The organism is Anaerostipes sp. CAG:276, from assembly GCF_000432215.1.
Lineage (GTDB): Bacteria > Bacillota > Clostridia > Lachnospirales > Lachnospiraceae > Anaerostipes > Anaerostipes caccae.
This window is the reverse complement of sequence record NZ_FR889175.1, coordinates 25,317-38,469: the sequence shown is the minus strand read 5'-3', so window position 1 is coordinate 38,469 and position 13,153 is coordinate 25,317. Positions and strand designations below refer to the sequence as shown.

14 protein-coding genes are annotated in these 13,153 nt (G+C 42.4%); 12 read left to right on the top strand and 2 right to left on the bottom strand.

Annotated elements, in window-relative coordinates:
- Positions 1-58: 58 nt before the first annotated feature.
- The 12 genes from QVP35_RS01900 (at position 59) to fba (ending at position 12,265) form a co-directional block, all read left to right on the top strand.
- Positions 59-1,636, top strand: coding sequence for an alpha-glucosidase (locus QVP35_RS01900; protein WP_022260733.1), 1,578 nt, complete (start codon positions 59-61; stop codon positions 1,634-1,636).
- A 125-nt stretch (positions 1,637-1,761) separates the two neighbouring features.
- Positions 1,762-3,855 (top strand): BglG family transcription antiterminator, encoded by a 2,094-nt coding sequence (locus QVP35_RS01895; protein WP_006566517.1) that lies wholly within the window; start codon positions 1,762-1,764, stop codon positions 3,853-3,855.
- Positions 3,856-4,105: 250 nt separating this feature from the next.
- Positions 4,106-5,371 carry a PTS transporter subunit IIC gene (locus tag QVP35_RS01890; RefSeq protein WP_006566516.1) on the top strand — a complete coding sequence of 422 codons (1,266 nt, stop codon included), beginning with the start codon at positions 4,106-4,108 and terminating at the stop codon, positions 5,369-5,371.
- Between the two features lie 11 nt (positions 5,372-5,382).
- On the top strand, positions 5,383-5,826 hold the full coding sequence (locus QVP35_RS01885) for a PTS sugar transporter subunit IIA (protein ID WP_009289059.1): 444 nt from the start codon (positions 5,383-5,385) through the stop codon (positions 5,824-5,826).
- 25 nt (positions 5,827-5,851) lie between these two features.
- Positions 5,852-6,154 (top strand): PTS galactitol transporter subunit IIB, encoded by a 303-nt coding sequence (locus QVP35_RS01880; protein ID WP_009289058.1) that lies wholly within the window; start codon positions 5,852-5,854, stop codon positions 6,152-6,154.
- 34 nt (positions 6,155-6,188) lie between these two features.
- Positions 6,189-7,244: a galactitol-1-phosphate 5-dehydrogenase gene (locus QVP35_RS01875; protein ID WP_009289057.1), complete on the top strand. Its 1,056-nt coding sequence runs from the start codon at positions 6,189-6,191 to the stop codon at positions 7,242-7,244.
- A 24-nt stretch (positions 7,245-7,268) separates the two neighbouring features.
- On the top strand, positions 7,269-7,907 hold the full coding sequence (gene rpe, locus QVP35_RS01870) for a ribulose-phosphate 3-epimerase (RefSeq protein WP_227060204.1): 639 nt from the start codon (positions 7,269-7,271) through the stop codon (positions 7,905-7,907).
- Complete coding sequence (locus QVP35_RS01865; protein ID WP_009289055.1) at positions 7,907-8,956, top strand: galactitol-1-phosphate 5-dehydrogenase; 1,050 nt, start codon at positions 7,907-7,909, stop codon at positions 8,954-8,956. The genes rpe and QVP35_RS01865 overlap by 1 nt, the downstream gene beginning before the upstream one ends.
- A 19-nt stretch (positions 8,957-8,975) precedes the next feature.
- Entirely contained in the window at positions 8,976-9,509 is a 534-nt protein-coding gene (hxlB, locus tag QVP35_RS01860; protein WP_009289054.1) for a 6-phospho-3-hexuloisomerase, read from the top strand.
- Positions 9,510-9,549: 40 nt separating this feature from the next.
- Positions 9,550-10,446, top strand: coding sequence for a sugar phosphate isomerase/epimerase family protein (locus tag QVP35_RS01855; RefSeq protein ID WP_009289053.1), 897 nt, complete (start codon positions 9,550-9,552; stop codon positions 10,444-10,446).
- Between the two features lie 18 nt (positions 10,447-10,464).
- Positions 10,465-11,394, top strand: a complete 930-nt coding sequence (gene pfkB, locus QVP35_RS01850; RefSeq protein WP_022260730.1) for a 1-phosphofructokinase — start codon at positions 10,465-10,467, stop codon at positions 11,392-11,394.
- Positions 11,395-11,416: 22 nt separating this feature from the next.
- A complete protein-coding gene (fba, locus tag QVP35_RS01845) occupies positions 11,417-12,265 on the top strand; it encodes a class II fructose-1,6-bisphosphate aldolase (protein WP_006566507.1) in 849 nt (282 codons plus the stop codon).
- A 175-nt stretch (positions 12,266-12,440) separates the two neighbouring features.
- Here the strand turns inward: fba and QVP35_RS01840 are convergent, their stop codons facing one another.
- Together QVP35_RS01840 and QVP35_RS01835 are read right to left on the bottom strand one after the other, a co-directional pair.
- Positions 12,441-12,854 (bottom strand): PIN domain-containing protein, encoded by a 414-nt coding sequence (locus QVP35_RS01840; protein WP_009289050.1) that lies wholly within the window; start codon positions 12,852-12,854, stop codon positions 12,441-12,443.
- Positions 12,838-13,065 (bottom strand): type II toxin-antitoxin system Phd/YefM family antitoxin, encoded by a 228-nt coding sequence (locus QVP35_RS01835; RefSeq protein WP_009289049.1) that lies wholly within the window; start codon positions 13,063-13,065, stop codon positions 12,838-12,840. Before QVP35_RS01835 ends, QVP35_RS01840 begins: the two co-directional genes overlap by 17 nt.
- Positions 13,066-13,153 lie beyond the last annotated feature (88 nt).

The following is a 13,153-nucleotide window of genomic DNA, read 5'->3' as shown; positions in this document are numbered from 1 at the left end:
TTATTTTACATTGTTCTCTCAATGGGAGCAATTCTTTTCTTCAGGAAAGGGGCAGGTTATGGACAGTCAGAAAGGAAAACAGGAAATTGTATATCAGATATATCCGAAAAGTTTTTGCGACAGTAGCGGGGATGGAATCGGAGATTTGAGAGGAATTTTAAAGCATCTTGATTATCTTAGTGATCTGGGAGTGACCATGCTGTGGATCTGTCCGGTCTATGCTTCACCGATGGATGACAATGGTTACGATGTTTCGGATTATTATGCCGTTCATCCCATGTTTGGGACGATGGAGGATTTGGAAAAGCTCATAGATGAGGCGGGGATCAGGGGGATGAAAATCATGATGGATCTGGTGCTCAATCACACATCGGATGAACATGTCTGGTTTCAGAACGCGCTGAGGGATCCAAAAAGCAGATACAGGGATTATTATATATTTAAGAAATCCAGGAATGGGCGCCCACCGAGCAATTTAAGGTCTGTTTTCGGGGGATCAGTGTGGGAGCCTGTTGAGGGAACGGAGGAGTACTACTTTCATTCTTTTTCAAAAAGGCAGCCGGATCTTAACTGGGAAAACGAAGACATGAGAAAAGAACTGTATGAAATGATCCGGTGGTGGATGAAAAAAGGAATTGCGGGATTTCGTGTGGATGCCATCAATTTTATAAAAAAGGATCACACTTTTCCTGACGGAAAACCTGATGGAAGGGATGGGCTGGCAAGCTGCCTTCTGTATGTAAGAAATGTAAAAGGGATTGAAGCCTTTTTGAGGGAACTTAAAAACCAAGTATTTGACCCACTGGACTGTGTCACTGTCTCAGAGGCTGTAGATGTACCATATTCATCACTTGGAGATTATATTGGAAAGCAGGGATGTTTTTCGATGATGTTTGACTTCAGTTATACAAATTTTGATCTGGAAGGAAAAGATGAGAAATGGTATAAAAGGAAAACATGGACGACAGAAGAATTCAGAGAGTTACTGTTTAAAAGCCAGGAAGAGATTCAGAAGACTGGCTGGCCGGCAGTATTTATAGAAAACCACGACCAGCCCAGAGCGGTGAGCAAATTTTTTCCTGATAAAAAAGCCCAGACGTATGAGGCTGCTTCCATGCTGGCTGCCATGTATTTCTTTTTGAGGGGGACTCCTTTTATTTACCAGGGACAGGAATTAGGAACAACAAATGTATGGAAAGATTCTGTCTGTGAATTTGATGATATTGAGAGCAGAGGACAGTACCTTTCTGCTCTGTCAGACGGATGTACAAAAGAAGAAGCACTGTACTATATTAACCTGCGCAGCAGAGACAATGCAAGAGAGATGATGGACTGGAAAGAGGCAGAGACCCAGGAGAAAGAAGAGCAATCGGTACTGAAATTTTACAAAAAGATGACAGCACTCAGAAAACAGGAGCCGTGTTTAATTTACGGTAAATTCATCCCTCATAGAGAATACGGAAAAGAAGTGGTGGCATATGAGAGAAACGACGGATTTACAAGATTCCTTATACTGTGTAACTTTTCACGAAGAACAAAGAAGATTGGGGTAAGAGGAGGAGAGATACTGCTGAGCAATCAGCCGGTGAAAGAAAAAATTCTGAGGCCCTTTCAGGTCATATTGATAAAAGATTGATCTGCAGATGATATAAAAAATTTCTATACTTAAGAAGAAATTCATTCTTTTTTAATCTATTCCATTAGGATACAATGAAATAGAGTGTTACTGTTTTGCCAGATAAATAATTGGAGGTAATTAGAATGAACCAGCGGAGCACTGAGATTGTGCAGTTATTAAGTAAAGAGAAGGATGAGATTACAGTCTCAGGATTTGCAGAATATTTTCAGGTGTCTCAGAAAACTATCCGCAATGATTTAAAAGAAATTAATACGATTCTGAATCAGAATCAGCGGGAGGAAGTTTTGATACAGAGCGGCGGCAGAATCAATCCGCCGGAGAACTTTAAAGAATCTCTGTCATTACTGCTCGAGGGGGATTTCTACAACTATAAATTATCAAGGAAAGAACGCAGGCAGGCAGCATCGGCAATGATTGTAAATTCTGCAGATTATATTACGCTTGCAACCATTGCAGATCATTTGTTTGTCAGCAGGGCAACGGTCATCAATGATCTGAAAGACATTAAGGCATTTATCAGGGAAGGAAATCTGAATGTGATCTCTCATGCCAACAAGGGACTTCGTATAGAAGGTGCAGAGAGTGAAAAGAGAAATTTTCTTTTGAATCTTCTTCGTCCCTCCCTTTCCATCTATGAAAATCATAAAAATGTCGTTGCTGAGCATGTCAGTGTACAGGCAGGTGACTCCTCTGTTATTCAGAAAATTCTGGGAGAACAGGAACAACGGTATAAGAAATATCTGGATGACAGCTCTTTTCGGGAGATTATTTTATATTTAAGAATTATGGTGAACCGGAATCAGATGGGAGAATTTCTTGAGCCGCAGCCGGATACGAACAGTGAGAATTATATGTTTGCCCTGGATACGCTGAAATACATTTCACAGTATTGTGATGTGGTTACAACCGAGGACGACATTAAGTATTTCAGCAGATTTCTGGATGGAGTACGCTACATGAACAACAGCAGATTCAGTAAGAATACAGTTATCATCCAAATGATCACGAGACAATATATTTCGGGTATTTCTTCGGAACTGGGAATCGATCTGAATGCGGATTATGATTTTTTTGAGAATCTGTCCAATCATCTGGGATCTATATTTTCTGCACCTCCAATCGATTATCAGGAAGTCGATGTGATTAATGAGGTATTGGAAGATAATCAGGATGTACTGGAGGCAGTCAACAACCAGATGTTCGTTATATATCAATATACGGAGCGTCAATTAAACGAGATAGAAATAAAATATATTGCAGTCCATGTATGCGCAGCCATTGAACGAAAGAAAAATAAAGAGGTTGCTTTCCGTGTGATTGTAGCCTGCCACGCAGGAATCGGAACGTCCAGATTATTATTGGAAAAGCTGAAAAGGCATTTTAAATTCCGGGTTGTGGATGTGATCTCAGCCCATGAAGCGATGAGCATCGAGCCTAATGCAGCCGACTTTGTAATCTCCACGGTCCCGCTGGAAGGCTGCTCATTAGAGTATGTTGTTGTCTCAGCGGCTTTTAATGATGCGGATTATATCCGTGTGGGAAATAGGATCGATGCACTGAGAAACTGCAGAAATTTTCCGGTCAGAATGGAAGAAGACGGTTTAAGCGCCAAAGGTTTGATCGATGAGATCCATCCGCTTGTATACAGCATGATCGAGCCGGAAGAAAAGGCGAAGACATTTATGAAGGAACTGCGCAGAGTGATCCGGGATTATTTTAAACAATCTGTGGAAAATGAGACGGAGGTTCTGTCGCCGTATCTGCATCATCTGCTGCCGGCAATGAATATTGAAGTGGATGTAGAATGTGAAGACTGGAAGGATGCAGTGCGAAAGTCCGGTGAAAAGCTTGTAGAGAGAGGCTATATTGAGTCAAGGTATATAGACGCAATGATCCATAGCATTGAAGAATATGGTTCTTATGTCGTATTGTCAAAAGGATTTGCCATGCCACATGCAAAAGTAGAAGAAGGAAGTATACGCCTTGGCATGCACTTGATCCGTTTAAAAAATCCGGTGCCATTTGGGGTAGAAGAATTGGACCCTATAGAGTTTGTATGCTGTTTAAGCGCTATTGACCATAAAAGCTACCTGAAAGCATTTTTCAGTCTGGTAAATATGCTGAGGGATGCTGAGTACCGGCAGATGCTTCATGAGGCAGAGTGTCCCGAAGAAATGGCAGGAATCATTGAAAAATATGAACACAGCAACAGTTAAATAAGGTGAAGCTGATTGGTCGAATTTATTTCCGGATCCGGAAATGGATTCGACTGATTTATTTTATTTCCAGAAACAGAAATGGATTTGACCAAGCTAAATTTTTTCCCGAATGGGGAAAGACCTTTCACTGTTTTTGATTTAGGCTGCATGATAGTATGTAACTGTAAACAAGAGATAGAACGTTTGGCCAACAATCTCAGGAACATAACATCATACAAATAATACGATTAGAAAAACGGAGGTAAAAATGGAAATACTATTAAAATTTTTTCAGGGGTTTGTAGGTTTAGGGGCGAGCGTCCTGCTGCCGGTTGTAATCGCAATATTGGGAATTTTCTTTGGGATGAAAATCGGCCGGGCGATTAAAGCCGGCTTGCTGGTAGGAATTGGTTTCCAAGGACTTGTTTTAGCAGTAAATCTATTAATTACTTCAGTGACACCGGCAATGGAATATTATGAAAAATTAGGATCAGGATATGACACTTTGGAAGTTGGATTTGCAGCGCTGGGTGCGGCATCGTGGACGACACCGTTTGCAGTACTTGTAATTCCGTCGATTATCCTTGTGAATATCATTTTAGTCCGTTTAAAGATTACAAAGGTCTTAAATGTTGACATCTGGAATTTTATGCATTTTCTCGTTCCCGGAGCACTTGCGTATGCTTTGTTTGGAAGTGCCGTTATCGGATTTTTAGTTGCTTTTGCCTGCGGTATTATTGTTCTGTTTTTTGGCCAGTGGATTGCAAAACCATGGGAAGAATTTTTTGGACTGGAAGGAACCACATGTACCTGTCTTTCTTTCGTAGCATGGGCCTACCCGATCAGCTACGGATTAAATAAGATCATAGACAAAATCCCGGGACTTAATAAAATTGATCTGAATATGGATAAAGTGGGACAAAAGCTTGGAGTATTTGGCGATCCTGCAATCATCGGTGTTGTAGTTGGAGCTTTTCTTGCAGTCATCACAAAACAAAGTCCCGGAGAAATTCTCACAATGGCAATGGGTGTTGCGGCGGCAATGGTATTGATCCCGAGAATGGTTTCCATCATGATGGAAGGGCTCTCTCCATTGGGACAGTCTGCAAATGAATATATGCATAAGAAAATCGGAGAAGACGCAGATATTTATATCGGTATGGACATTGCCCTTGGTTTAGGTGATCCGACCTGTATCACATGTACTGCCGTTATGATCCCGGTTACCATTCTTCTTGTGTTTCTTGTACCGGATATGAGATTCTTTCCGCTTGGTTTATTAGCTGAGATTTGTTATTTGGCACCTATGGTCGTATTAAGCAGCAAGGGAAATCTATTTCGGTCATTACTTGCAATGACTATTTTAATGTACATAACCCTGTTTTTGGCAAATATGTTTATTCCGGAGGCTACAAGCATGATGTCCGTTACAAATGTAGACTTTGGAAAAAGTGTCACAGCATCTCATTTTGGATGGAATCCAGGCAATGTAGTTGTATCAATTATTCACAGAATTATGGCGATCTTCGGATGAGGAGGCTTGAAATGAAAACTAGATATTTAGTAATTCATGGAACAGCAGATAATAATGAACAGGCAATCAAACTATGTGGAGAAGCCTTATATAAAGCAGGCATTGTCAGTGAAAATTTCGGGGATCTCTGTGCGAAACGAGAAAGGGACTTTCCCACAGGACTTCCGACAGAAATCCCAACGGCGATTCCCCATGTGAAAGACGAAGGAATTACAGAGAACGCCATCTGTTTACTGAAACTGAATCATCCGGTGACGTTTAAAAGGTTGGATGATGATACAGAGGAAGTGAAAACAGACATGATTTTCAATTTGGCGATCAGGGATGCAGATGAACACTTAGCGGTGCTTCAAAAAATGATGGCATTTTTGAATAATCCGGAAGTCTTAACAAAATGTAAAAAACTTTCAAATGAAGAAACAGAAGTTTATCTTCAGGAGCAATTAGAATCATAATAAATCGCAGTAAAGGAGAAATATTATGGCGAAAGAAGTAAAAGTATTAGTAGCGTGCGGCAGCGGCGTGGCAACATCAACCATCGCACAGGAAGAAATTAAAGAAATTGCAAAAAATGCAGGCGTTAAAATCAGAATAATGAAAGGAACGATTTCTGAAGTTCCTATAAAACAAAAAGATGTAGATGTAGTATTTACCACAGCAAATTACCGAAATCTGCTTGAAAAACCACATCTCAGCGTATTTGGGCTTGTCTCCGGACTGAATAAAGAAGCAGCAAAGAAGAAAGTGGAAGAATTGCTGAAAAAGATTTCAGAAGAGTTATAAAAGCCCAATATGTGAAAGGATCAGGTGATTATAAATGAAAGCAGGAGTTTTACACGCAAGAGATGACATAAGATATGAGGAAGTACAGACCCCGGAGCCAAAAGCCGGGGAAGTGCTTGTAAAAGTGAAATATTCAGGGATCTGCGGATCGGATGTACCCAGAGTAATTGAAGACGGAGCCCATTTCTATCCGATTGTTCTCGGACATGAGTTCTCAGGGATTGTGGCAGCTGTGGGGGACGGAGTGACAAAGGTAAAGAAAGGCCAGAGGGTCGCCGGAGCCCCGCTGGTACCGTGCATGAACTGTGAAGACTGTATGAAAGGTGATTATGCACTCTGTAAAGACTACAGTTTTATCGGGACAAGACAGGCAGGAAGTTTTGCAGAATATATCTGTCTTCCGGAGCAAAATGTGGTTTCTTTTACGGATACAGTATCCTTTGAACAAGGAGCGCTGTTTGAACCGGCAGCAGTTGCCCTCCACGGATTGGAATGTCTTCCTTATAAAGGAGGAAAGACAGTTGCGATCCTCGGCGGCGGAACCATCGGACTGCTTGTCATGCAGTGGGCCAATATTTTTGGAGCGGCAAAGACCGTGGTATTCGATATTGATGATGACAGAATTGAGCTGGCAAAACAGATGGGTGCAGCCGACGGAGTCAATACTTTAAAAGAAGGCTTCATGCAAAAGGCAATGGATCTGACGGATGGAAAAGGCTACGATTACATTTACGAAACGGCCGGAAGTACGATTACCATGAAAATGGCATATGAACTGGCAGCGAACAAAGCTGGTATCTGCTATATCGGAAAACCAACGAGAGAATTAACATTTACTGTGGAAGAATGGGAAAACATGAATCGGAAAGAATTCACTGTGACAGGATCCTGGTTATCCTATTCGGCTCCATTTCCCGGACATGAGTGGGACTGCGTGGCGCACTATTTTGCAACAGGACAATTAAAGGGGGAAGACTCCCTGATCTATAAGAAGCTGCCGCTTTCAGAAATCGCAGAGGGCTTTGAAATGTTTAAGACCCGCGGGGCAGTAAAAGGGAAGATATTGATAGATAGTTCTGAGGAGATATAGGAAGGAGGTATGACAGTGAGAGAAATGAAATTATCTCCGTCCATCTTTGCCGCAGACTTAGGAGAATTAAAAAGCCAGATCAAAGAACTGGAAGACAGCGGCGTGGAACTTCTGCATGTAGATGTGATGGACGGACATTTTGTGGAGCGGATGGCATTTGGAGCAGATCACATCAGGGCTTTAAAATCAATGACAGATATTCCGCTGGATGTTCATTTAATGATCGAACGTCCGGAGGTACATATCGACAGCATCGCAGACGCAGGAGCAGATATCATAACAATCCATCAGGAATCCACAGCGAGAGTATTAAGCTGTTTACATAAAATCCGTAATCGGGGTATCAGGGCGGGGATCGTGCTGAGCCCGGGGACCCCGGAAGAGACGATCAAGTATTTACTAGATGATGTAGATATGATCCTTCTGATGAGTGTAAATCCCGGGGAGGGAGGACAGCATTTCCTGAATTCAACTGTGGAGAAAATTAAAAATGTCCGGGCAATGATCGGGGACCGGGATATCGATCTTGAAGTAGATGGAAGTATTGACCATGAAACGATAAAGCCTTGTTATGAAGCGGGAGCAAATGTATTTGTGTCCGGGGGATATTTGTTCAAAAATATCAAAGAGAATACAGAGGCTTTAAGAAAGGCAGTGAGATAATGAAAGCATTGACATTTTATGACGTACAGGATTTAAGATATGAAGAGGTTGCTGACCCTGCAATCGAAAAAGATGATGATGTCATCGTAAAAGTAAAAGCAGTCGGGATCTGTGGTTCGGACATTGCAAGATACCGTAATTTAGGACCTTATGTGAAAGGGAATGTTTGGGGACATGAATTTTCAGGGGAGGTTGTTCAAACTGGTCCTGCTGTTACAGAATTAAAGGCTGGTGACCGTGTGGTGGGGTGCCCAAACTTGGTTTGTCACGAGTGTAGGTACTGCAAAAGCGGACATCCGTCAAGATGTGAATCTTTAAATACCATTGGAGCCTATGTTCCCGGTGCATTTGCGGAGTACATTAAAATGCCTGCCGTCAATCTTGTAAAAATGGCGGAAAGTATGACTTATGAACAGGGCGCATTAGTAGAACCGGCAACGGTTGCGATTCACGGCTTATATCAGACAAACATTAAAATGGGATATGAAGTTGCCGTAGTGGGATGCGGAAATATCGGGCTTATGGCAATCCGATGGGCAAAAGCATTCGGGGCAAAGAAAGTGTTTGCCATTGATATTGATGATGCACAATTAGAAATTGCCCGGAAATTTGGCGCTGATGTACTGATTAATTCTACCAATATTGATTTTCATGATGAAATCAGAAAATACGGAAATGGCGTGGACTTAGCGATCGAATCAGCTGGCAATCCATTTACGGCGGCAAGAGTGCTCGGACTGCCGAAAAAGGGCGGAGAAGTCGTATACATGGGAATTCCATATGCAGATGTTCCGGTACCAAGATTCTATTTTGAAAGAATTATGAGAAATGAATTAACTATCATTGGTTCCTGGTGCACCATTTCTGCTCCATATCCAGGAGAGGAATGGAACAATGCGGTAGAATATATCGGAAACAAAAAGGTGGATGTCCTTGGAATGGTGACGCATAAAGTAAATTTAAGCAAAGGCCCGGAGATGTTTGAAGAGATCATTGCCGATCCAAAGAGCTTCGGAAAAGTTCTGTTATATCCGGAAGAAATCATGTAAGGAAGGTGTTGTTTTGGGAATGAAAGTAATTATAAAAGAATTGGAACAGTCAGCTGACAGAGTCCCTGAATATCAGATTTCAGATCTGATCCGGAAGATCAAGTCCCATAAACGGATTTTCGTTTATGGGACCGGTAGATCGGGTTTGATGTTAAAGGCCCTTGCTATGAGACTGATGCAGATTGGCCTGGATGCATATGTGGTGGGAGAAACCACAACGCCGTCAGTGGAAAAGGGAGATCTGCTGATCGTGGCCTCTGCTTCAGGGGAAACAGGAAGTGTGTGTATGACGGCACAGTCGGCAAAGAAACAGGGGGCAGATTTGATCGTGATTTCTTCAGCAGCGGAATCGACCCTGGGAAAAATCCAGACACCGGATATCATGATTGAATCTGCCACAAAATTTACAACATCCAAAACAAGCATCCAGCCACTGGGAAGTTTGTTCGAACAGATGCTGCTCATCGTGTTTGATGATGCTGTTTTGGAAATGAGCCGGGAAGAGCCGGGCAGTAATGACGATATGGCAAAGAGACACGCAAGCCTGGAGTAGCTTGTGACGGAAATCTTATAGAGAATCAAGGAGAATAAACATGCAGAATAACATTGGTCTACAGACAGCATATTGGAATGGAACAACTCCTGAGTTGGACATTTATAAAATAATTGATTTGACCAAGAAAGCCAACATGGACACCATTGAACTGAAAGCGGGGGACTTTGTTCCTTTGACAACAGAAGAACGCAGGAAGCTTAAGAACTATATCAAGGATGCAGGTCTGTCAGTTACAGTCAACGGGACCGGACTCAGACCGGAAAAAGATGTTTCCAGTTCTGACAAAGAATCTCATGAAGCAGGAATCAAACATTTATGTCATATGTTGGATCTCTGTGTTGAGATGGACGCAAAACTTTTTTCCGGAATTCCTTATGGTTTATGGAATACACGCCCGGATGGAGAGGATATTGCCGGGATCAAGAAGGTCCGCACAGCAAATGCAGTCAAAGGATTAACCGAAGTTGCAAAACATGCCGAAGAAGCCGGCGTAACAATGTGTTTAGAAATTGTAAACCGTTTTGAACAGTATACTGCTAATACTGCAGAAGAGGGAATTGCAGTCTGCGAAGCCATTGGCAGTGAGTATTGCAAGCTTCTTTTAGACACGTTTCATATGAACATTGAAGAAGATTATATTCCGGATGCCATCCGCACAGCCCATGAAAAGGGATATCTGGGCTATCTTCATATTGGAGAAAGCAACCGGAAGATTCCTGCCGGTGGAAGAAAGACCAATATTGACTGGGAAGCCATTGCAGAGACGATCAAAGAGATCGGTTTTGAAGGACCTTTGGTGATGGAACCATTCGTTCTCAATTCGTCCGCAAGCGCTAAGAGCGTTTCACTCTGGAGAGCAATCAAACCAGCAGATGATATTGACGGACTTGTGGCAGATGCCGCCGCAGGAGTGAAATATTTAAAAAGTCTTTAATAATGGGAGGGAAAAGGCATGATTACAACTGTAACGTTAAATGCTTCCATCGATAAAGCATATCATATGACCCAAAAAATTGAGAATGGTACGGTAATGCGGGTAGCAGAGACGAATAACAGTGCCGGCGGAAAGGGACTGAATGTGGCAAGGGTGGTCAAGCTTTGCGGTTCTGACACAAAAGCTGCCGGTCTTGTGGGAGGATATAACGGTCAATATTTAGAATCACTTCTGGACGCAGATGGAATTTCCTATGAATTTGAACATATCGAGGGGGAAACAAGAAGCTGTATAAATATATTGGATCCGGAATACGGTTCCACCGAATATCTGGAACCCGGCTGTCAGGTTACTTCGGAGGAAGAAGCTGCATTTTTAGAACGATTTCCTGATCTTATTAGGGACAGTGATGTTGTGACCATTTCAGGAAGCGCTCCCCGTGGAATGGGAAGCGATATCTATAAAAAAATGATCCGGATTGTAAAGGATGAGGGAAAGAAAGTTATCTTAGATACCAGCGGAGAATATTTGGAAAAAGGGATCGAGAGCATGCCGACGATGGTAAAGCCTAATCAGGATGAGATCGAACTGCTTTTTCATATCAAAGTCCGCAGCCGTGAAGATGTCATTGAATATGCCAAAAAAATCTATGAAAAAGGAATCCCGTATGTGGTCATCTCTCTTGGAGGAGACGGGGCACTGCTTGTATGCGAAAAAGGCATTTATCAGGGGAAACCGCCCAAAATAGAAGTGGTAAATACAGTAGGATGCGGAGACTCCATGGTCGGAGCATTTGCAGTAGGATTAGAACGTCATATGGAACCGGAAGAGGCTCTGAAATTTGCAGTGGCGGTGGCATCTGCCAACGCACTTTCACCCCTTACAGGGACTTTTGATACGGCCAAGAGAGATGAAATTATAAAGAACGTTGAGATCATAAAATTATAAGATCCGGAAAGGGAATAGAATTATGTTAATGACATCAAAAGAAATATTACGGAAAGCTCAGGCCGGCGGATATGCAGTAGGTGCATTCAATGTAGAAAACATGGAGATGGTACAGGCAGTTGCGGAGGCAGCAGAGGAATTGCGCTCACCGGTCATCATGCAGACAACTCCGTCTACCGTGACATATGCGGGACTTGACTATTATCTTGCAAATGTTGAGACAGCCGCAAAAAGGGCATCGGTTCCTGTGGTTATGCATTTAGATCACGGCAGCAGCTTTGAACTGGCGATGCAGGCACTCAGAGCGGGTTATACATCCATCATGATTGATGGTTCCCATGAGGCATTTGAAGATAATATTGCACTCAGCAGGGCCGTCACAGATGCCTGCCATCCGTCGAAAGTTCCGGTAGAGGCTGAACTTGGAAAGGTTGGCGGAAAAGAAGATGATCTGGACGGCGGAGATGATAATCCCTATACAGATCCGCAGGAAGCAAAGGAATTTGCAGAGAGAACAGGGATTGATTCCCTCGCAGTTGGGATTGGTACAGCCCACGGTGTTTATAAGGGAGAACCAAAACTTCAGTTTGACATCTTAAGCCAGATCAGAGATGTCGTAGAGATTCCGCTCGTGCTTCACGGAACAAGCGGTGTGCCGGACGAAGCGGTAAAAGAATGTATCAAACGCGGTATCTGTAAAGTGAATTATGCAACCGATCTCCGTATCGCATTTACCAATGGAGTAAACAGAGTTTTTGCTGAAAATCCAGACACCATTGACCCTAAGAAATATAGTGCGGCAGGTCGTGAAGAAGTTAAAAAATATGTTATGGACAAAATAAAAGTATGCGGAAGTGCAGGAAAAGTATGAGTTATTCACCACTATTTCCGTCGCGCTTTTGAAATGCGTTCCTCCAATTGTGGTGAATAACTTTCGAGAAGTGGAAAATGGACGTAATGTCTGCTGGAGAAGATTATTCGGATTTATGAGATCATTTTGAATAGAAAGAGACTTATACAGTTCCCACGCCGCCTCCTATTCGATTTCAGGAAAGTTGCTGCAGAAGTTCAGAAGGAGTCAGGATTGGGACATCAAATTCCTCGAAGTCCTTTTTATTGCGGGTAATAATGTAATTACAGCGGATGGATTTTGCACAAGTAGCCACAAGACAATCCTCAAAATCCTTTGCTTTTTTCTGGAACGCTGTGAGAACATCGTTGTTGGTAACACTGCATACCTTTACGATTTCCAGCAGCTTTCCAACTGCTGTGTATGCAAGCTCGGTGCTGTGGGTGTATTTTCTGACCAAATAGAAGATGTCTGTAACGGAGGATGCTGATACAAAGCCGTCCATCCGGTGTTCTTCACAGAGGTTTAAAACCTTGCAGGAATCATCGACAAAAGGCTCCCGTTCCAGAAGTACATCGATAATAACATTGGTATCACACATTATTTTCATATTTTGACAGCCGCTCCTCTCGTAAAGAATCAAGATCAATATCCGAAGGGACATCCTTTAACATTCCACGGAGGGAATCCACAGCGGAAATCTGGGGGTTCACGACCTTTGCAATGGTTTTACCATTACGGGTAATGAAAATATCCTCTTTGGAGATCATATCCAGATATTTGCCGAAGTTGGTCTTAAATTCTGTTGCGGTAACAATCATGAATGACTCCTCCTTTCCTTTTAGTTTATTTTTATTATATGCGATTTTTGAAGAAAAATCAATTAATTCGTACGAAATAAAAAATATA

What these genes read in the sequence shown, in the direction of transcription:
- QVP35_RS01900 (WP_022260733.1), top strand. Translation starts at nt 59, where the DNA reads ATGGACAGTCAGAAAGGAAAACAGGAAATTGTATATCAGATATATCCG.
- QVP35_RS01895 (WP_006566517.1), top strand. Translation starts at nt 1,762, where the DNA reads ATGAACCAGCGGAGCACTGAGATTGTGCAGTTATTAAGTAAAGAGAAG.
- QVP35_RS01890 (WP_006566516.1), top strand. Translation starts at nt 4,106, where the DNA reads ATGGAAATACTATTAAAATTTTTTCAGGGGTTTGTAGGTTTAGGGGCG.
- QVP35_RS01885 (WP_009289059.1), top strand. Translation starts at nt 5,383, where the DNA reads ATGAAAACTAGATATTTAGTAATTCATGGAACAGCAGATAATAATGAA.
- QVP35_RS01880 (WP_009289058.1), top strand. Translation starts at nt 5,852, where the DNA reads ATGGCGAAAGAAGTAAAAGTATTAGTAGCGTGCGGCAGCGGCGTGGCA.
- QVP35_RS01875 (WP_009289057.1), top strand. Translation starts at nt 6,189, where the DNA reads ATGAAAGCAGGAGTTTTACACGCAAGAGATGACATAAGATATGAGGAA.
- rpe (WP_227060204.1), top strand. Translation starts at nt 7,269, where the DNA reads ATGAAATTATCTCCGTCCATCTTTGCCGCAGACTTAGGAGAATTAAAA.
- QVP35_RS01865 (WP_009289055.1), top strand. Translation starts at nt 7,907, where the DNA reads ATGAAAGCATTGACATTTTATGACGTACAGGATTTAAGATATGAAGAG.
- hxlB (WP_009289054.1), top strand. Translation starts at nt 8,976, where the DNA reads ATGAAAGTAATTATAAAAGAATTGGAACAGTCAGCTGACAGAGTCCCT.
- QVP35_RS01855 (WP_009289053.1), top strand. Translation starts at nt 9,550, where the DNA reads ATGCAGAATAACATTGGTCTACAGACAGCATATTGGAATGGAACAACT.
- pfkB (WP_022260730.1), top strand. Translation starts at nt 10,465, where the DNA reads ATGATTACAACTGTAACGTTAAATGCTTCCATCGATAAAGCATATCAT.
- fba (WP_006566507.1), top strand. Translation starts at nt 11,417, where the DNA reads ATGTTAATGACATCAAAAGAAATATTACGGAAAGCTCAGGCCGGCGGA.
- QVP35_RS01840 (WP_009289050.1), bottom strand. Translation starts at nt 12,854, where the DNA reads ATGAAAATAATGTGTGATACCAATGTTATTATCGATGTACTTCTGGAA.
- QVP35_RS01835 (WP_009289049.1), bottom strand. Translation starts at nt 13,065, where the DNA reads ATGATTGTTACCGCAACAGAATTTAAGACCAACTTCGGCAAATATCTG.